General features: G+C 50.1%; 19 protein-coding genes. 11 read left to right on the top strand and 8 right to left on the bottom strand.

The window, feature by feature from the left end:
• Positions 1 to 19 precede the first annotated feature (19 nt).
• Positions 20 to 1111, bottom strand: a complete 1092-nt coding sequence (kdsD, locus tag JFY74_01695) for an arabinose-5-phosphate isomerase KdsD (protein ID QQG28807.1) — start codon at positions 1109 to 1111, stop codon at positions 20 to 22.
• 58 nt (positions 1112 to 1169) lie between these two features.
• A complete protein-coding gene (locus JFY74_01700; protein QQG28808.1) occupies positions 1170 to 2135 on the bottom strand; it encodes a calcium/sodium antiporter in 966 nt (321 codons plus the stop codon).
• A gap of 487 nt (positions 2136 to 2622) precedes the next feature.
• Here JFY74_01700 and mlaF point away from each other — a divergent pair, with 487 nt between their 5' ends.
• From mlaF to murA, 7 genes are all read left to right on the top strand, one after another.
• Positions 2623 to 3435, top strand: coding sequence for a phospholipid ABC transporter ATP-binding protein MlaF (mlaF, locus tag JFY74_01705; protein QQG28809.1), 813 nt, complete (start codon positions 2623 to 2625; stop codon positions 3433 to 3435).
• A 7-nt stretch (positions 3436 to 3442) separates the two neighbouring features.
• Positions 3443 to 4225: a lipid asymmetry maintenance ABC transporter permease subunit MlaE gene (mlaE, locus tag JFY74_01710; protein ID QQG28810.1), complete on the top strand. Its 783-nt coding sequence runs from the start codon at positions 3443 to 3445 to the stop codon at positions 4223 to 4225.
• Between the two features lie 4 nt (positions 4226 to 4229).
• A complete protein-coding gene (gene mlaD / locus JFY74_01715) occupies positions 4230 to 4796 on the top strand; it encodes an outer membrane lipid asymmetry maintenance protein MlaD (protein QQG28811.1) in 567 nt (188 codons plus the stop codon).
• Between the two features lie 12 nt (positions 4797 to 4808).
• Positions 4809 to 5438 (top strand): phospholipid-binding protein MlaC, encoded by a 630-nt coding sequence (gene mlaC / locus JFY74_01720; GenBank protein QQG28812.1) that lies wholly within the window; start codon positions 4809 to 4811, stop codon positions 5436 to 5438.
• A gap of 13 nt (positions 5439 to 5451) precedes the next feature.
• A complete protein-coding gene (mlaB, locus tag JFY74_01725) occupies positions 5452 to 5742 on the top strand; it encodes a lipid asymmetry maintenance protein MlaB (GenBank protein QQG28813.1) in 291 nt (96 codons plus the stop codon).
• Between the two features lie 123 nt (positions 5743 to 5865).
• Positions 5866 to 6120 (top strand): BolA family iron metabolism protein IbaG, encoded by a 255-nt coding sequence (gene ibaG / locus JFY74_01730; GenBank protein QQG28814.1) that lies wholly within the window; start codon positions 5866 to 5868, stop codon positions 6118 to 6120.
• Between the two features lie 85 nt (positions 6121 to 6205).
• A complete protein-coding gene (gene murA, locus JFY74_01735) occupies positions 6206 to 7468 on the top strand; it encodes a UDP-N-acetylglucosamine 1-carboxyvinyltransferase (GenBank protein QQG28815.1) in 1263 nt (420 codons plus the stop codon).
• Between the two features lie 96 nt (positions 7469 to 7564).
• On the opposite strand, the gene degS is transcribed toward murA, so the two are convergent.
• The 3 genes from degS to JFY74_01750 all read right to left on the bottom strand — a co-directional run bounded on the left by degS (position 7565) and on the right by JFY74_01750 (position 10911).
• Entirely contained in the window at positions 7565 to 8662 is a 1098-nt protein-coding gene (degS, locus tag JFY74_01740) for an outer membrane-stress sensor serine endopeptidase DegS (GenBank protein QQG28816.1), read from the bottom strand.
• A 213-nt stretch (positions 8663 to 8875) separates the two neighbouring features.
• Positions 8876 to 10246 carry a serine endoprotease DegQ gene (gene degQ / locus JFY74_01745; GenBank protein ID QQG28817.1) on the bottom strand — a complete coding sequence of 457 codons (1371 nt, stop codon included), beginning with the start codon at positions 10244 to 10246 and terminating at the stop codon, positions 8876 to 8878.
• Positions 10247 to 10506: 260 nt separating this feature from the next.
• The gene (locus JFY74_01750) at positions 10507 to 10911 is read right to left on the bottom strand and encodes a DUF1043 family protein (protein QQG28818.1); all 405 of its coding nucleotides are present in this window, start codon (positions 10909 to 10911) and stop codon (positions 10507 to 10509) included.
• A 221-nt stretch (positions 10912 to 11132) separates the two neighbouring features.
• Between JFY74_01750 and JFY74_01755 the strand changes: the two genes are divergently transcribed.
• The 3 genes from JFY74_01755 (at position 11133) to rpsI (ending at position 13357) form a co-directional block, all read left to right on the top strand.
• Positions 11133 to 12284 (top strand): AFG1 family ATPase, encoded by a 1152-nt coding sequence (locus JFY74_01755; protein QQG30423.1) that lies wholly within the window; start codon positions 11133 to 11135, stop codon positions 12282 to 12284.
• 236 nt (positions 12285 to 12520) lie between these two features.
• Positions 12521 to 12949, top strand: coding sequence for a 50S ribosomal protein L13 (gene rplM / locus JFY74_01760; GenBank protein QQG28819.1), 429 nt, complete (start codon positions 12521 to 12523; stop codon positions 12947 to 12949).
• 15 nt (positions 12950 to 12964) lie between these two features.
• Positions 12965 to 13357: a 30S ribosomal protein S9 gene (gene rpsI / locus JFY74_01765; protein ID QQG28820.1), complete on the top strand. Its 393-nt coding sequence runs from the start codon at positions 12965 to 12967 to the stop codon at positions 13355 to 13357.
• A gap of 98 nt (positions 13358 to 13455) precedes the next feature.
• Here rpsI and JFY74_01770 read toward each other — a convergent pair whose 3' ends face one another.
• The 3 genes from JFY74_01770 to JFY74_01780 form a co-directional block, all read right to left on the bottom strand.
• Positions 13456 to 14784: an MHS family MFS transporter gene (locus tag JFY74_01770; GenBank protein QQG28821.1), complete on the bottom strand. Its 1329-nt coding sequence runs from the start codon at positions 14782 to 14784 to the stop codon at positions 13456 to 13458.
• A 213-nt stretch (positions 14785 to 14997) separates the two neighbouring features.
• Positions 14998 to 16044 (bottom strand): alcohol dehydrogenase catalytic domain-containing protein, encoded by a 1047-nt coding sequence (locus tag JFY74_01775; protein QQG28822.1) that lies wholly within the window; start codon positions 16042 to 16044, stop codon positions 14998 to 15000.
• Positions 16045 to 16154: 110 nt separating this feature from the next.
• Positions 16155 to 16928 (bottom strand): SDR family oxidoreductase, encoded by a 774-nt coding sequence (locus JFY74_01780; GenBank protein QQG28823.1) that lies wholly within the window; start codon positions 16926 to 16928, stop codon positions 16155 to 16157.
• A 180-nt stretch (positions 16929 to 17108) separates the two neighbouring features.
• On the opposite strand from JFY74_01780, the gene JFY74_01785 reads away from it, so the two are divergent.
• Positions 17109 to 17813, top strand: coding sequence for a FadR family transcriptional regulator (locus tag JFY74_01785; protein QQG28824.1), 705 nt, complete (start codon positions 17109 to 17111; stop codon positions 17811 to 17813).
• Positions 17814 to 17871 lie beyond the last annotated feature (58 nt).

The following is a 17871-nucleotide window of genomic DNA, read 5'->3' on the forward strand; positions in this document are numbered from 1 at the left end:
TCACAATTATCCTTTCTTTTTAAACCACACCAGCCCGCAGCATATCGTGCATATGGACAATACCGACCAAACGATCGTTTTCTGCCACTAGCACTGAGGTGATGTGGCGCGACTGCATCAGGTTAAGTGCATCTACCGCCAGCGTTTGCGGGGCGACCCGTATGCCGCCCGCGGTCATCACATCAGCAATGCGTGCGCTGTTCAAGTCAATATTCATGTCGAAGATGCGGCGCAAGTCACCATCGGTAAAGATGCCCTGAATTTTCATATCCGCTTCGCAGATTACCGTCATACCCAGATTTTTGCGCGTAATTTCCACCAGAGCATCACGGAGTGAAGCATCGTATGGGACATGGGGAATCTCGTCGCCCGAATGCATGATATCGCTAACGCGCAGTAAAAGTTTGCGGCCAAGTGCGCCACCGGGGTGAGAAAGGGCGAAATCTTCTGCGGTAAAGCCGCGCGCCTGTAACAAGGCCACGGCCAGCGCGTCGCCCATGACCAGCGTCGCGGTGGTGCTGGTGGTGGGCGCCAGGCCGAGCGGGCAGGCTTCCTGTGGAACATGAACACACAGGTGAATATCCGCTGTTTTCCCCATCGTACTTTCCGGTGCGCTGGTCATGCAGATCAGGAACACTTTCTGGCGTTTCAGAACGGGAATCAGCGACAGAATTTCATGCGATTCACCAGAATTAGAAATGGCGATCACGACATCGTGCGGTGTCACCATACCGAGGTCACCGTGGCTAGCTTCGCCGGGGTGAACAAAAAAAGCAGGCGTGCCGGTGCTGGCGAAAGTTGCGGCGATCTTGCAGCCGATGTGGCCAGATTTGCCCATTCCCATCACCACTACTTTACCCTGACAGTGGAATATCTTTTTACAGGCGAGGGTAAAGTTGTCGTCAATGTACTGATCTAATTGTGCAAGCCCATCGCGTTCGATACTCAGTACCTGCTTGCCTGCCTGCTGGAAATCAAAATCGGCGGGTAGTTCATGAGCCTTTTGTCGCGTGTGATCGGCTTGTGGTGCGTGATCGGCTTGTGGTGCATGATCGGATAGTGCACGGTCAGACTGCTGTTTGAGATGAGCATCTTGTTCAAACTGTGACATACCAATAGTCCTGATTATGATGAAAAACGGAATAGCTTCTTATGAAAAACAAAACTTCTTATGAAAAGCAAAATAGGGTCGTCAGATAGGCGATGAATGCGCAGCATAATAATGCGCCTGCGCCTTGCCCTATACGGCGTTTTTTGCTGAGGCACAGTGCGGTTAACAGCACGCTTGCCGCCAGCATGACCCAGTAGTCGCGCTGAAAAGCCTGAGGATTTAGTGCGCCCGGCGAGAGTAGTGCGGGTACGCCCAGAACTATCGCGATATTAAAAATATTTGAGCCAATCAGGTTGCCCAGTGCAATATCATCTTCCTTCTTCAAGGTTCCGACGATGGCGGTAGCAAGCTCAGGCAGGCTGGTGCCTATCGCCAATATGGTCAGCCCGATGGTCAATTCGCTGACGTTGAAGTAGCGCGCAATGACGGTGGCGTTATCTACCACCATACGGGCGGCCATCGGTAAAATAATTATGCCGAGAATCAGCCACAGCACGGCGACCATCTGGTTGCTGTCGTCCTGTGGGAGTTCCGCCAGCTGTTCGCGCGTTAGACTATCACCGCCTTCCCGCTGTGCCTGTTGCGCCATGCGGAGTATCAACACCAGACACAGAATGGCGGTGAAGAGCAGCATCACGCCGTCAGTGCGGCTTAGGTAGCTATCATGCAGTAAAACACCACACAATAAAGTGACGGACAACATGAGCGGCAACTCCCGGCGCAGGATGGCTGAATGTACCGTTAGCGGGCGAATGAGCGCTGCGCTGCCGAGAATGAGTAAAATATTGGTGATATTGGAACCCAGAACATTACCGACTGCCATGTCGTTCTGATCGTTTAAGGCAGCGGTAACAGAAACAATCAGCTCTGGCAATGAAGTGCCGAAGCCGACAATGGTGATGCCGATGACAAAGGGAGATAAGCCGAGAGAACGCGCAAGCACGGCTGCGCCATAGACAAGACGATCGGCACCGTAAACCAGTAAGAGCAAACCAACGAAAAAAAGTAGTGTTGCAAAAAGCATGCAGCGTCCTTTAATAGGATATATACCCTTCATACTTCAAGTTACATGTGCGTTGGCAATACTTGGCTTATCCCTGAGCTTCGCCTTCGCAGGCTTCCGTATGCGGCGTTCAAATAGGCTTAGCCGATTTGTCCTCACTCACCCCAGCCATTTATTGATGCCAGCGCTTGAGTATTCGTTGTGCCGCCGCCTTCCTGCAACTCGAATTATTTAATGTATAATCACTGGCTTGTTGCCGAATAAGCCAATATTTCTGGACGAATTTCGCGCAAAAAGCGTTTTTCTGTGATGAGTGCTAATTTTGACGGTGCTGGGCGAAAAAGTAAAATCTGTCGCAATAAGTAAAACCCAGTAACGGTTTATGCCGCCATTTTGGACAAGAACTTACGGTAAGTTTTTGTAAAACTCGCACCTTGATGAAAGTCAGCCGTTAGGCTGGAGTGAAAGACCTCTTTATGAGCGTACTGATGGGTAAGGAATGGAAATAATGAACCATGAGGCAACTAATCTGGTTGAGATCCGTGGTCTTAGCTTTCGGCGCGGAGAGCGAGAGATTTTTACGGACATCACGCTGAATGTTCCTAAAGGCAAGGTCACTGCGATTATGGGACCTTCTGGTATCGGTAAAACGACGCTGCTGCGCCTGATTGGCGGGCAGCTACCGCCGGATAGTGGTGGTATCTGGTTTGATGGTGAGAATATCCCGGCGCTGTCGCGCAGCGAACTGTACAACGCGCGTAAGAAAATGAGCATGTTGTTTCAGTCCGGGGCGTTATTCACCGATTTGAACGTGTTTGATAATGTCGCCTGGCCGCTACGTGAGCATACCCGACTGCCGGAATCGTTGCTGCGTAGCATCGTCATGATGAAGCTGGAAGCGGTGGGGTTACGCGGGGCGGCTGAACTGATGCCCGCAGAGCTTTCCGGTGGCATGGCGCGGCGTGCAGCGCTGGCGAGAGCCATTGCGCTTGACCCGCAGTTGATTATGTTTGATGAGCCTTTTGTCGGGCAGGATCCGATCACGCTGGGGACGCTGGTGAAGCTCATCGATGAGTTGAACCATGCATTGGGCGTGACCTGCATTGTGGTTTCTCACGATGTACCAGAGGTGATGAGCATCGCCGATTACGCGTATATCGTGGCCGATAAACGTGTGGTGGCAGAAGGGACGGCAGATGAACTGAGGGCGAACAATGACCCGCAGGTTCGTCAGTTCCTGGATGGCATCGCCGACGGGCCTGTGCCTTTCCGTTTTCCTGCTGGTGACTATAAAACGTCGCTGCTAGGTTCAGGGGGTTAACGCAGTCATGTTATTACGAACGTTGGCGTCGCTGGGGCGTCAGGGAATCTCCACCAGTGCCTCGTTTGGGCGCGCCGGACTGATGCTGTTTAATGCGCTGGTGGGTAAACCCGAATTCAGAAAACAGTGGCCGCTGTTGGTGAAACAACTTTACAGCGTTGGCGTGCAGTCGCTGCTTATCATCATGGTTTCCGGTCTGTTCATCGGCATGGTGCTGGGGTTGCAGGGCTATCTCATCCTGACGACTTACAGCGCCGAGGCCAGTCTAGGCATGATGGTGGCGCTGTCGCTGTTGCGTGAGCTTGGCCCGGTGGTGACGGCGCTGCTGTTCGCCGGACGTGCTGGGTCCGCGTTGACGGCGGAAATCGGCCTGATGAAGGCAACTGAGCAGCTTTCCAGTATGGAGATGATGGCGGTTGACCCGCTGCGCCGCGTTGTTGCACCGCGCTTCTGGGCGGGACTAATCAGCATGCCACTGCTGGCGGTCATTTTTGTCGCCGTGGGGATCTGGGGGGGAGCGTTAGTCGGTGTGGACTGGAAAGGTATCGATAGCGGGTTTTTCTGGTCCGCCATGCAGGGCGCAGTTGACTGGCGTCAGGATGTCTTGAACTGCGTGATTAAAAGTATCGTATTTGCGATTACCGTGACCTGGATTGCACTGTTTAACGGCTATGACGCGATTCCGACGTCTGAGGGGATCAGCCGTGCAACGACCCGAACCGTCGTGCACTCGTCGTTAGCGGTACTGGGATTGGATTTTGTGCTGACAGCACTGATGTTTGGGAACTGAGTCGATGCAAACAAAGAAAACTGAAGTCTGGGTTGGTGTGTTTATGTTGATCACGCTAGCCGCCATCCTTTTTTTATGCTTGAAAGTGGCCGATCTCAAATCGATTGGCAGTGAGCCAACGTACCGTCTGTACGCGACGTTTGACAACATTGGCGGGTTAAAATCGCGTTCTCCGATCCGCATTGGCGGTGTGGTCATCGGTCGTGTAGCGGATATCTCTCTGGATGAAAAAACGTATCTGCCACGCGTGGAGATGGATATTCAGCAGCGCTACGATCGTATTCCTGATACCAGCTCTCTGGCCATTCGTACCTCCGGCTTGCTGGGCGAACAGTATCTGGCACTGAACATTGGGTTTGAAGATGAGGAAATGGGCACGGCGATTCTGAAAGACGGTGGTGTGATTCAGGACACCAAGTCTGCCATGGTGCTTGAAGATCTCATCGGTCAATTCCTATATAAGAGCGGTAGCAATAGCGAAGATAATGCCGGTCAGTCGGGTACGGAGCTGGGTGCCAATCCTGCGGCAACGCCTGAGCACAACAACGAACCTGTTCCTTCACATCCATAAGAGGATATCTGCATGTTTAAACGTTTACTGATGGTGGCTTTACTGGTGGTCGCGCCATTAGCCAACGCGGCGGACCAAACGAATCCCTATAGTCTAATGAATGAAGCGGCGGAAAAAACGTTTAACCGCTTGAAGAACGAACAACCAAAGATCAAACAAAATCCTGACTATCTGCGTACGGTCGTACGTGAAGAGCTGCTGCCGTATGTTCAGGTGAGATACGCCGGTGCGTTGGTGCTGGGGCGTTACTATAAAGACGCGACACCGGCACAGCGTGATGCCTATTTCAAAGCGTTTGAAGCCTATCTGGAACAGGCCTACGGGCAGGCTTTGGCGATGTATAACGGGCAAACCTATCAAATTGTGTCGGGACAGCCGCTGGGCAATACTGATATCGTTTCCATTCGTGTCACTATCGTTGATAACGGTGGCCGCCCTCCGGTACGTCTGGATTTTCAATGGCGTAAGAATAGCCAAACCGGTCACTGGCAAGCGTTCGACATGATTGCCGAAGGTGTCAGTATGATCACCACTAAACAGAACGAGTGGGCGGCAGTAGTGCGCCAGAAAGGCGTTGATGGCCTGACTCAACTGCTGGAATCCTCAGCGAAGCAGACCATCACGTTGGATCAGAAAAAGTAATATGGGTGTGAACATGGCGAACGCATTGAACTGGCAGGCACAGGACTCCACGCTGGCGTTAATGGGCGATCTGGATCGTGAAACGCTGTTGCCGTTCTGGCAGCAGCGTGAATCGTTACTGGCGGGTAAAACTACGCTGGATGTGTCTGGATTAAACCGCGTTGATTCTGCTGGGTTGGCCTTGCTGATGCACGTTTATCAGCAGCCGCCTTCAGGCGGAGAGATAGCGATTGTCGGTGCCAGCGATCGGCTAAAAACGCTCATTGCGCTCTATAACCTGAATGAAATCATTCCTGTGTCTTAACCTGTCGCGCCGACGCCTGATTTCCCCTTCAGGCATCGGCGCATTCTTTGTTTAAGATAGCGCCATATTCATCTAAGATACCTCCCTGTAAATCATCTCCCCCAGACATAGAAATCGAGAGCGATGGAAAATAACGAAATTAAAGACGTGCTGATGAACGCATTGGCACTGGAAGAAGCCCATGTTTCTGGTGATGGCAGCCATTTTCAGGTCATCGTAGTGGGCGGACTTTTTGCTGGAATGAGCCGAGTAAAAAAACAGCAGGCTGTTTATGCGCCGCTGATGGAGTACATCGCGGATAACCGTATTCATGCGCTGTCGATCAAGGCTTATACGCCTGAAGAGTGGCAACGCGACCGTAAACTGAACGGCTTCTAAGTATTATTCCCCCCCTGCGAGTGGGAATAAACGGCCGGTATCAGTGTGACGACACATTGAATTAAGACATCGAGATACAAAGACTATGGATAAATTTCGTGTTCAGGGCCCAACCCGCTTAGCGGGGGAAGTGACCATTTCTGGCGCCAAGAATGCTGCGTTGCCCATCCTGTTCGCTGCGTTACTCGCAGAAGAGCCGGTAGAAATTCAGAACGTACCGAAACTGCGCGACATTGATACCACCATGAAGCTGCTGGGTCAGCTGGGTGCGCGCGTTGAGCGTAATGGTTCCGTACATGTGGATGCGAGCGATGTAAACGTGTTCTGTGCGCCGTACGATCTGGTGAAAACCATGCGTGCATCTATCTGGGCTTTAGGGCCACTGGTGGCGCGTTTTGGGCAAGGTCAGGTATCGCTGCCCGGCGGCTGCGCGATTGGTGCGCGCCCGGTAGATTTGCACATTTACGGTCTTGAGCAGCTCGGTGCGCAGATCGTACTGGAAGAAGGCTATGTCAAAGCGACGGTTGATGGCCGCCTGAAAGGTGCGCACATCGTGATGGACAAAGTGAGCGTAGGTGCCACGGTGACTGTCATGAGCGCGGCGACGCTGGCGGAAGGGACCACGATTATTGAAAACGCGGCGCGTGAACCCGAAATTGTCGATACGGCAAACTTCCTGAATACGCTGGGTGCGAAAATCAGCGGTGCAGGCACGGATAAAATCACCATTGAAGGTGTTGCGCGCCTAGGCGGCGGTGTCTACCGCGTGGTGCCTGACCGTATTGAAACTGGAACATTTCTGGTCGCGGCTGCAGTATCTCGCGGTCAGATTATCTGTCGCAATACTCGTCCTGATACGTTGGATGCAGTATTGGCGAAGCTGCGCGAAGCGGGCGCGGAGATCGAAATCGGCGAAGACTGGATCAGTCTGAATATGCACGGTAAGCGTCCAAAAGCGGTTACCGTTCGCACGTCACCGCATCCGGGGTTCCCGACGGATATGCAGGCACAGTTCAGCTTGCTGAACCTGGTCGCGGAAGGCACGGGTGTGATTACCGAAACCATCTTCGAAAACCGCTTCATGCATGTACCTGAGCTTATTCGTATGGGCGCACAGGCGGAAATTGAGAGCAATACGGTGATTTGCCACGGCGTTGATAAGCTGTCTGGTGCGCAGGTGATGGCGACCGACTTACGTGCGTCAGCCAGTCTGGTATTAGCGGGCTGTATCGCAGAAGGTGTGACGATAGTCGATCGTATTTATCACATCGATCGCGGCTATGACCGCATCGAAGATAAGCTGCGTGCGTTAGGTGCGAATATCGAGCGCGTTAAAGAGCGCGAGTAAGCGTTTCAGCTGAATTAAATCCGTCAACCGGGTGGGTTCCCACCCGGTTTCTTGTTTACCTGCCGATGTGACCCTTTAGACTGATCCTACATGCTGTTATTGGGGGGGGAATTCCTGAATCGTCATCTGCAGTGTGATTTGCTTTTTATCACGCACAATCGCGACCGGAATGACGGTGCCGGGGCGTATTTCCGAAACCTGCTCCATGGTTTCAATAATCGAGCGTGCAGGCTTATTGTTCACGCTCACGATGACGTCTTCGACACGAATCCCCGCTTTATCCGCCGGTCCACCTGGGTCGATAGTCTGAACAAGAATACCGCTCAATCTATCCTGTGCGTCACGATTGTTGGTCAACGTGCTGTTTTCAATATTCTCGATCTGCACGCCGTTGACGCCAATATAGCCACGCACCACGCGGCCATCGCGGATGAGCTTGCCCATCACCTTGGTGGCCAGCGCCACGGGAATCGCGAAGCTAATGCCTTCTGGCGTTTCACCATTGCTGCTTTTATCAAAAGAGAGGGTATTAATCCCGACCAGCTCACCGAGCGTGTTGACCAGCGCTCCACCGGAATTTCCGTGGTTAATCGATGCATCGGTTTGCAGCAAGTTCTGGCGTCCAACCTGGCTTCTTTGTTGGCCATAAGCGCTGAGGCTGACGCGTCCTGTGGCGCTGATGACGCCCTGCGTGACAGTTTGCCCCAGATTATAAGGGTTGCCGATTGCCATCACGATATCGCCGACGTGCGGTATACGGTCTGGATTCATGGGAATAACGGGCAGATTGACGCCATCAATTTGCAACACGGCCAGGTCAGTCAAGCTATCGGAACCGATCACGCGGGCTTCGTACAGCCTGCCGTCAGATAGCTCAATCTGGATTTGTTGCACGTTATTAATCACATGCTTGTTGGTTAAAATATATCCTTTTTCATTCATGATGACGCCGGATCCGAGAGGATGAATAGCGACTTCGTTGGGGTTACCCTCCTTGGCAACCCGGTTATAAACGTTCACCACAGCAGGCGCCGCATGACTGACGCCCTGATGGTAACTTATGGGTGAACCATCAGTATTTTTGTCATTGCCTTTCAGAAACGACGTGCCAGACCCGACAAAGGGCAGTACGGCCAGAATAATACCGGCGACGAGGGCACCAAAGAGCGCTGAACGTAATAACTTAGCAAGCATGGCCGTGATTTACTGTGGAAAAGGGAGATGATGGGAGGATATCACGAGAAGTTCGGACACCGCATGGCTCGGTGTCCGATTTTTTATGGCGTGCCATCCTTGGCCGCCACCCTTACGGGCCGTTGCTGATACAACGTTAAAAATTTCTCCCGGAAATTTTTTAACATTAGCGATGTTCTGGCCAGTTAAGCTGCCGAAAAAGACGGCAAGCGATTAACGCAGCAGCAGATAAATCGTTTCTTCGCCCCGGACGATATTCAAGGCCAGAACGGAAGGTTTCGCTTCCAGCAGTTTGCGCAGTTGAGTGATATTTTCAATGCGCTCGCGGTTTACACCGATGATGATATCGCCTTTTTGCAGACCGACCTGCGCGGCAGGTGTGTCTTTAGCGACGCTATCAATTTGCACACCTTTGCTGCCGTCTTTCAATTGGCCATTGGTCAGAGAAGCACCCTGCAATGACGGTGAAAGCGTTTCAGCGCTAGTTGATGCCGATGAGCTGTTATCCAACACGACGGAAACTTCCTGCGGTTTGCCATCACGCAGCAGACCGATTTTCACGGTCTTACCCGGTGCGGTGGTGCCGACTTTGGCCCGCAGTTCTGCAAAGCTGCTGATCGGTTTACCATCCAGCGTCGTCAATACGTCGCCTGCCTTGATACCAGCTTTGGATGCGGCAGACTTCGGTAAGACTTCGCTGACGAAGGCACCGCGCTGTGCATCGACGTTGAAGGCTTTCGCCATCTCAGACGTCATTTCACTACCTTTAATACCCAGTAGCCCGCGTTTCACTTCGCCAAATTCAACCAGCTGCTGCGCCAGATTCTGGGCCATGTTGCTGGGGATAGCGAAGCCGATACCGATGTTCCCGCCGCCCGGAGCGAGGATAGCCGTATTGATACCGATCAGTTCACCGTTGAGGTTCACCAGTGCACCACCAGAATTACCGCGGTTGATGGACGCATCGGTCTGGATGAAGTTTTCCAATCCTTCAAGATTCAGGCCGCTACGTCCCAGCGCGGAGATAATACCGGACGTTGCGGTTTGACCAAGGCCAAACGGGTTACCCACGGCAACGGCGAAATCGCCAACGCGCAGTTGATCGGAATCGGCTATTTTTACAGAGACCAGATTTTTGGCATTATTCAGCTGTAGCAGGGCGATATCGGTCTGCTCGTCACGACCAATCAGCTTTGCATCGTACTCACGTCCATCATTAAGCTGGACGCGGATTTTGTCGGCGTTATTGATGACGTGATTGTTGGTGAGCACATAACCTTTTGCTGCATCAATAATGACGCCGGAGCCTAGCCCTTCAAACGGACGAGTATTTTGTTTGTCTGTTGGGAAGTTCGGACCAAAGAAGAATTTGAACTCTTCCGGTACGCGCTGGCGCTGTACCTGTGTACCTTCAACGTGCACGCTGACGACGGCTGGCAAGACTTTTTCCAGCATCGGGGCCAGGCTTGGCGTCTGCTGGCCTTGAACCACTGCAGGCAGCGCAGCATTCGCTGCGGGAAGCGCGGACAGGGTCAAACCAATACTCATTGCCAGTGCACTAAATAATAATGATGTTTCTTTCATTGTTATTAACTCTCTCACGGCCTGCGGATGAATAAAACGATCATATATAAACTTAAAGACACGGTGAAGAGTCAGACTGGCGATCAATGTGTAAAGTTCACTGCTGTTTCGTCAGCAGATTGTAACTATCGCTTTTATACAGTGAGTTATCTGGCGATGACAGCCTGCGGCGCGCGTCTTAAACGTACAAGCGCTTTAAGCGTAGAACAAGAGAGGGGAAAGCGTGAGACAGAAAGCCTCACGCTTAGGGGGAAACTGAATTACTTGCGAATCGGGCGTTCGCCCCGCAGCAGGCCTGATGCGCCGTCGGAATAATCGCGCGGCGGCATGTTCACCGGAGCCTGATCGTTATCCGCTTCTGATTCGGTCAGACGATATTTAAACGGATTATCCTGGCCGGGAACGTGAGGTAACAGGCTACTGGAGCTTTTCGCCATGTGCTGATAAAGCTGACGATAGTCATCCGCCATGTTGTCCAACAACTCCGCGCTGCGGGCGAAGTGACCCACCAATTCCTGACGATAATCTTCCAGTTCGGTTTTGCTTTTCTCCAGCTCATTCTGCAATACCTGCTGTTGCCGTAGCTTACGGTTACCAAAGCGCATGGCGACAGCACCAATAATGATACCGACAACTAAACCTATCAGCGCATACTCCCAAGTCATAATCGCTCCTATTTTTACGTCGTTGTCCCGTAGGGTTTTTCACTTAATAATAGCCACTATAACCGCTAACCTTGCCTGAGTGGAATCCTGATACTCGATGACAGAAAGGAATGTTGACCTACCGCAGACATCAAGGTTGTTAACTGCGACGATTACGGCTTAAATCGACGATAACACACAGCAAAACACGACTAACTTTTTTCTCAGGGATTGCGATGGCTATGGTTATTCCACAGACAACACAGCAGCAAACAACACCCTTAGCGCTTTACCAGCAGGCGCTTTCCGCGGGTGAATATCAGCCGGACGAGGTGCAGCGGCAAACCGTTGTGCGTCTGGAAGCGATACATCAGGCGTTATGTGAACGTGCTGCTGATAGTGATGCGGGGACATCTGACCAAGTGGGTAAATGGCGTAGCTGGCTGGGGCGGCGTAATAAACGGGAATCAGCGCCAGTTCAAGGGCTGTACATGTGGGGCGGTGTCGGGCGTGGTAAAACCTGGCTGATGGATATGTTTTTCCACAGTCTGCCCGCTGAGCGCAAGATGCGCCTGCACTTTCATCGTTTTATGCTGCGTGTGCATGAAGAGCTGAACCAGTTTCAGGGGCAGGAAAATCCGCTGGAGAAAGTAGCCGACGGTTTCAAAGCCGAAACTGACGTGCTGTGTTTCGATGAATTTTTCGTCTCTGACATTACCGATGCGATGCTGCTGGCTGAACTGCTGCGTGCGCTGTTTGCTCGCGGCATTGCGCTGGTGGCGACGTCGAATATTCCGCCAGACGATCTCTACCGTAATGGGCTGCAACGCGCGCGTTTTCTGCCTGCGATTGAGCTGATTAAGCAGTATTGTGAAGTGCGTAATGTCGATGCGGGTATCGATTATCGTCTGCGCACGCTGACACAGGCACACCTTTATCTCTCGCCGCTGAATGAAGAGACGGATGCTGCGATGCAGCAGATGTTTACCCGCCTGACCGGGAAACAGTGGCAGACGCCGGGGCCGGTGCTGGAGATCAATCATCGTCCGTTATCGACACTTGGCGTGAGCGACGGTGTATTGGCGGTCGATTTCCACACGCTGTGTGCAGAAGCACGTAGCCAGAATGATTACATCGCACTGTCGCGCCTCTACCACACAATGCTGTTGCACAATGTGACGGTGATGGAAACGAAGGAAGAGAACACCGCCCGCCGTTTTCTGGCGCTGGTGGACGAGTGCTACGATCGCCGTATCAAATTGATTATTTCTGCGCAGGCATCGATGTTTGAAATCTATCAGGGAGAACACCTGAAATTTGAATATCAGCGTTGTTTATCCCGTTTGCAGGAAATGCAAAGCGAAGAGTACTTGCGTCAACCCCATTTGGCGTAACGCAGACGATGGCTTTTCATCATTTTCGAGTGAAAAAGGGTCGATTTTTAAGAATGACTTCTCTATAATCTTGCGACCCCACGTTACAACAAAGTTTTTTTCCCAAAAACTTTATAGTGCCGGCAATGGCTATTCGAAGGGGTAGGTTTGCTGGACTTGATGGTCGTGTGAGCCTCAACTGTTTTCGAGCGTTCGGGTGTTCACCAACGTGTAACTAATTATTGGGTAAGCTTTTAATGAAAACTTTTACAGCTAAACCAGAGACCGTAAAACGTGACTGGTACGTTGTTGATGCGAACGGTAAAACTTTAGGCCGTCTCGCTACTGAACTGGCTCGTCGTCTGCGCGGCAAGCATAAAGCGGAATATACCCCGCACGTTGATACGGGTGATTACATCATCGTTCTGAACGCTGACAAAGTTGCTGTAACTGGCAACAAGCGTACTGACAAGATTTATTATCATCACACCGGTCACATCGGTGGTATTAAACAAGCGACCTTTGAAGAGATGATTGCCCGCCGTCCTGAGCGTGTGATTGAAATCGCGGTTAAAGGCATGCTGCCGAAGGGCCCGTTGGGTCGTGCTATGTTCCGTAAACTGAAAGTTTACGCGGGCACCGAGCACAATCACGCGGCACAGCAACCGCAAGTTCTGGACATTTAATCGGGATTATAGGCAATGGCTGAAAATCAATACTACGGCACTGGTCGCCGCAAAAGCTCCGCCGCTCGCGTGTTCATCAAACCGGGCAACGGTAACATCGTTATCAACCAGCGTAGTCTGGAACAGTACTTCGGTCGCGAAACTGCCCGCATGGTAGTTCGTCAGCCGCTTGAACTGGTCGACATGGTTGGTAAATTTGATCTGTACATCACTGTTAAAGGTGGTGGTATCTCTGGTCAGGCTGGTGCGATCCGTCACGGTATCACCCGCGCTCTGATGGAGTATGATGAGTCTCTGCGTAGCGAACTGCGTAAAGCTGGTTTCGTTACTCGTGATGCTCGTCAGGTTGAACGTAAGAAAGTCGGCCTGCGTAAAGCACGTCGTCGTCCTCAGTTCTCCAAGCGTTAATTTCTGGCTGCTTTGCAGCGAAATCAATGCAAAAAACCCGGTGCTGGTCACCGGGTTTTTTTATGTCTAGCTTTTAACCTTTACTGCGATGATGTCTGCTATTCCGTTGCGTTTTTTACATCATGCAGGTCACGATCTTTGACTTCTGGCATCAAAAGGGCGGATAGCAAGCCAATGCAGGAGTAGCAAATTAGCATCACAACGATGGGATACCACGACCCTGTTATTTGGCAAAAAATACCTGCTAGCAAAGGACCAAGCCCCGTAGCGAATAACCCACCGATTTCTTTAGAGATTGCCATTTGGGAGAAGCGGTTTTTTGAACCAAACATCTCCGCCATCGTGATCCCCTCAATCGCTGCCTGCCCTAATACCGCAATATTGTGGATCAGGATTAAGCATACTGTGATTGTAGCGACCGCCTGCTCTTTATTAACGATGATCGAAATCATCGGATAAGCGAGAAGAATGGAACCCAGCGTCAGGATAATATAAGGAATACGGCGCCCGATTCTATCTGATAACCACCCCATCAATGGGATTGTCAGAAAGCCGATGACTGAACTAATCATGATGGCATCGGTTGGAACGGCCTTGCTGAATAGTAGCGTTTGTACCATGTAGCCAGCCAGGAAAGTCTGGATAATCCCCGAGTTCCCCGCCTGTCCGAAGCGCAGGCCTGTTGCAATCCAAAACGCTTTCCCTTTTAGCAAAGACCAAAAAGGTGTGTGCTGGTGGGCGACGTCTTTTGTTTCTTGTACCCCTTCAAATACCGGACTTTCTTTCAGATTCAGGCGTAACCAGATAGCAAATCCCATCACCACGAAACTCGCAAGGAAGGGAAGACGCCACGCCCAATCAATGATCTCTTCATTGCTAAAGAGGTAAAACATCGCAGCCCAAATGGCCGTCGCGCTCAAGGTTCCGCAGTTGGTTCCCATTGCAACCAGCGAGGCAATAATGCCTTTTTTACCCTTAGGTGCATATTCTGCCAGCATGGTACTGGCACCAGAGATCTCAGCGCCGGCACCCAGTCCCTGAATAATCCTGAGCACTACCAATAGAATCGGTGCCAGAATGCCAACCTGCTGGTAGGTCGGGAGTGCACCTATTAATGTGGTACAAACGCCCATTAATGCAATGGTAATAAACAGGACCTTTTTCCTGCCGACTCTATCCCCCATTTTCCCGAAGAAGACGGCGCCGACAATACGTGCAATGTATCCTGCTCCGTAGGTTCCCATCGCGAGAATTAATGCCATAGCAGCCGATTGTTCAGGAAAGAAAACTTCATGGAAGACCAGTGCGGCACCAAGAGAATAGAGCTGGAAATCCATGAATTCTAATGTTGTACCGAGCCAGCCAGAAACGGATGCCCTGGCAAGATCGGACGTGCTTCTTTTCACTTTAACTGGAGATGAGTTCATAGTGTCACCATATGATTATTAGATTTAATTCAATATGTGGTGAGGTATAAATACCTGGTGGCACACACGAAAAATCATTTCCAGACAATGTGTGGAAATAATTAATCGATAGAATAATAAGAAAAACACCACATCTTGATTTTGGGTCAATAGCGTATTATCAGCATTCCTTTGCCGTATTAATCCGATTTAAGATTAAAGGTGATGTCTTTATTAAAATTTAACGAGTACTTTTGACGAAATATTTTTATCACTTGCTGCAATTAATGCATTTTCAACATCATGATAAGAATATTCAGCGGAGATAATGGGCTGTGGGTTTATAATACCTTTCTCCAGCCATTTAACCGCAGTAGCAAATTCATTAATGAATCGGAATGATCCTTTCCACGAGAGTTCTTTTACTAGCATTTGTGCAACGGGATATTGGACAGGACTTGGTCCCATACCAATTTGTACAATCAAACCATTAGGGCGTGTCGCAAAGACTGATGAGGCGATTGCCGCAGGCGAACCGCTGGCCTCGAATGTCACATCAAAGTAGCCTTTATTTTGGTTATAGGTTTCCATTGCACTTTCATCAAGCGGATTGACCGAGGCATCGGCTCCCATTTCCAGTGCGATGTTTCTGCACCTTTCACTGATGTCGGACGCCACAATCTCTACGGCACCCGAGGCTTTCGCTGCGGCAATCGTCAAGGCACCAATCGGGCCTGCACCGATGACCAGGACTTTTTTACCGACCAGGCTGCCTGCGACGTTGATGGCATGAATAACAACCGCCGTTGGTTCCGCAAGTGCCATAATTTGCGAAGGGACATTTTCATCATAGGGATAGCACTGCTGCGCAGAAACAGTGACATATTGAGCAAAACCGCCGTGTACGTGCGGATTAAACTGCGCGCTTCCCATGAATCGCATACTTTGACATTCGTTCTGTTTGCCTTCCAGGCAATAGGTACATTGATTGCAAGGCTGGGAAGGATTGATCGCAACTTTTTGCCCGACTTTTAATTGACTATTTTCAGGTGCCTGATGAATTCTGCCAACGAATTCGTGACCTATGACCATAGGATGTTTTATTACAGACAAACCAGCATGGCCTTCATGATAATAATGAATATCTGAGCCACAAATACCGCCGCACTCAACGTTAACGACAATATCGTTCTCGGTATAAGTCAGTTCACGACTTTCTACTTTTACGTCTTTTTTCCCATGAACAATACATGCATCAAAGGTAAGCGTATCTTGTTTCATATTGATACCTCTAAAATAATATAGTGTGGTTTTCCTTTGTCGCAGTGGAGAGAATTAAAAACCACACGTTGACTTATCGATCATCCCTGAAGAATATCGATTTCTGAGAATCAGAGTACCGCTAACCATCCGCCATCGACATAGATGACCTGACCATTGATATAATTCGATGCATCAGCAGACAGGAAAATAGCCGTACCGATAAGTTCTTCGGTTTTTCCCCAGCGTTTAGTTGGGTTGCTACTTTTGACCCACTTATCGAACTCAACATCTTTAATCAAGGCTTCATTCATGTCGGTCAGTATGTAGCCGGGGCCGATGGCGTTCGCTTGAATGTTATATTCTGCCCATTCCGCCGACATGGAGCGCGTCAACATTTTGATTCCGCCTTTAGCGGCGGTATAAGGTGCGACGGTAGGACGCGCTTGCTCACTGGTTAGTGAACAGATATTGATAAATTTGCCGCCGCGGCCGCGTTTTATCATGCGGATTGCTGCTTCGCGCGACACGAGGAATGTCCCTGTCAGGTGAATGTCCATGACGCGCTGCCAGTCCTGTAGCGCGAGGTCGACTAACGGTTGACGATGTTGGATCCCTGCGTTATTAATCACAATGTCGATTTCTATACCAGCGGCATCCATCAGATTGAATGCATTGACGATCTGATCTTCTTTTGAGACGTCAATCACGTAACCTTTGGCGTTATAGCCCTTTGCCGTTAGCTTTTGTACCGCTTCGTTCAGCGTTTCCTCTCTGATATCGCTAAGTACAATGGCGGCACCGGCTGAGGCTAATCCTTCTGCATAGGAAAAGCCGAGGCCTCTTGCAGAACCGGTAATGAGTGCAGTTTTCCCTGATAGATCAAATAGTTTTGCGGCATCCATTATCAACTCCTTAACTGATTATTGGGCAGTGAATAGGTTATTTTTTAAGAGGTAGTATTGTCATACATCATGTTGTCATACAACTAACGAGTGGAAGTGATGGTGTCGCTTTGTTATACTTCAATCAACAGTCAAAGCGTTTTTTTGTGATCATGATTCCAATAATTGATTTGAGGCGTTATGGACAATATAGAATCAATACCAAGAAATAATATTGCTGAAGCCGTCTATCAGAAGATGCAGAAAAAAATACTCAGCGGTGAGTGGAAACAGGGTGAGAAATTACCGTCTGAGTTTGAATTAAGTGAGGCTTTTGAAGTAAGTAGAACGAGTATTCGCAGTGCGGTGCAAAAACTGAGGAACCTGGGAATCATCTATACCAAGCATGGTCGAGGTTCTTTTGTTTCAAATGAAATTGAAAGCTTCCGTATGCAGGCGAATGACAAGCCGATTCTTCACCTGACGAAAGGTGAGTTCATGGACATGATGGTGTTTCGGCAAACGGTGGAATTCAAGTGCATCGAGTTGGCGGCCAAAAATGCAACGGATGAGGATATTTCTCTTATAGAAGATGCACTTAACCGAATGCTGGTTAACAAAAATGACTATAAAAAATACTCGCAGGCCGATCTGGATTTCCACATGGCGATTATCAATGCGGCGCACAACAAAGTGTTTTCACATGCTATTAAGTATGTGAAAAATATGTACTATTTCTATCTGGAAGAGTTAAACCGTGTGTTAGGCATAACGCTAGATAGTATTGACGCGCATATCAAAATTTTTATGGCGATAAAAAACCGTGACATTGAAACCGCGAAGCTATGCCTGGATCAGGCAATGGAATGTAACATTGTTATGATTAACAACCTTGATAATAACTAACGTGTAAATACCACCCTATTTCTCAGGTCGCTTACCTCTCCTTTATTCGTCTGTCAGT

Origin of the sequence: Pectobacterium carotovorum (genome assembly GCA_016415585.1) — a bacterium.
Classification (GTDB): Bacteria; Pseudomonadota; Gammaproteobacteria; order Enterobacterales; family Enterobacteriaceae; genus Pectobacterium; species Pectobacterium carotovorum_K.

Bases quoted from the DNA above. Each gene is read 5' to 3' on its own strand.
- JFY74_01755 (QQG30423.1), top strand. From the start codon at position 11,133: ATGGTTATTCCACAGACAACACAGCAGCAAACAACACCCTTAGCGCTT.
- JFY74_01750 (QQG28818.1), bottom strand. From the start codon at position 10,911: ATGACTTGGGAGTATGCGCTGATAGGTTTAGTTGTCGGTATCATTATT.
- JFY74_01780 (QQG28823.1), bottom strand. From the start codon at position 16,928: ATGGATGCCGCAAAACTATTTGATCTATCAGGGAAAACTGCACTCATT.
- murA (QQG28815.1), top strand. From the start codon at position 6,206: ATGGATAAATTTCGTGTTCAGGGCCCAACCCGCTTAGCGGGGGAAGTG.
- mlaE (QQG28810.1), top strand. From the start codon at position 3,443: ATGTTATTACGAACGTTGGCGTCGCTGGGGCGTCAGGGAATCTCCACC.
- rpsI (QQG28820.1), top strand. From the start codon at position 12,965: ATGGCTGAAAATCAATACTACGGCACTGGTCGCCGCAAAAGCTCCGCC.
- mlaB (QQG28813.1), top strand. From the start codon at position 5,452: ATGGCGAACGCATTGAACTGGCAGGCACAGGACTCCACGCTGGCGTTA.
- JFY74_01770 (QQG28821.1), bottom strand. From the start codon at position 14,784: ATGAACTCATCTCCAGTTAAAGTGAAAAGAAGCACGTCCGATCTTGCC.
- JFY74_01785 (QQG28824.1), top strand. From the start codon at position 17,109: ATGGACAATATAGAATCAATACCAAGAAATAATATTGCTGAAGCCGTC.
- degQ (QQG28817.1), bottom strand. From the start codon at position 10,246: ATGAAAGAAACATCATTATTATTTAGTGCACTGGCAATGAGTATTGGT.
- degS (QQG28816.1), bottom strand. From the start codon at position 8,662: ATGCTTGCTAAGTTATTACGTTCAGCGCTCTTTGGTGCCCTCGTCGCC.
- mlaF (QQG28809.1), top strand. From the start codon at position 2,623: ATGAACCATGAGGCAACTAATCTGGTTGAGATCCGTGGTCTTAGCTTT.
- kdsD (QQG28807.1), bottom strand. From the start codon at position 1,111: ATGTCACAGTTTGAACAAGATGCTCATCTCAAACAGCAGTCTGACCGT.
- mlaD (QQG28811.1), top strand. From the start codon at position 4,230: ATGCAAACAAAGAAAACTGAAGTCTGGGTTGGTGTGTTTATGTTGATC.
- mlaC (QQG28812.1), top strand. From the start codon at position 4,809: ATGTTTAAACGTTTACTGATGGTGGCTTTACTGGTGGTCGCGCCATTA.
- rplM (QQG28819.1), top strand. From the start codon at position 12,521: ATGAAAACTTTTACAGCTAAACCAGAGACCGTAAAACGTGACTGGTAC.
- JFY74_01775 (QQG28822.1), bottom strand. From the start codon at position 16,044: ATGAAACAAGATACGCTTACCTTTGATGCATGTATTGTTCATGGGAAA.
- ibaG (QQG28814.1), top strand. From the start codon at position 5,866: ATGGAAAATAACGAAATTAAAGACGTGCTGATGAACGCATTGGCACTG.
- JFY74_01700 (QQG28808.1), bottom strand. From the start codon at position 2,135: ATGCTTTTTGCAACACTACTTTTTTTCGTTGGTTTGCTCTTACTGGTT.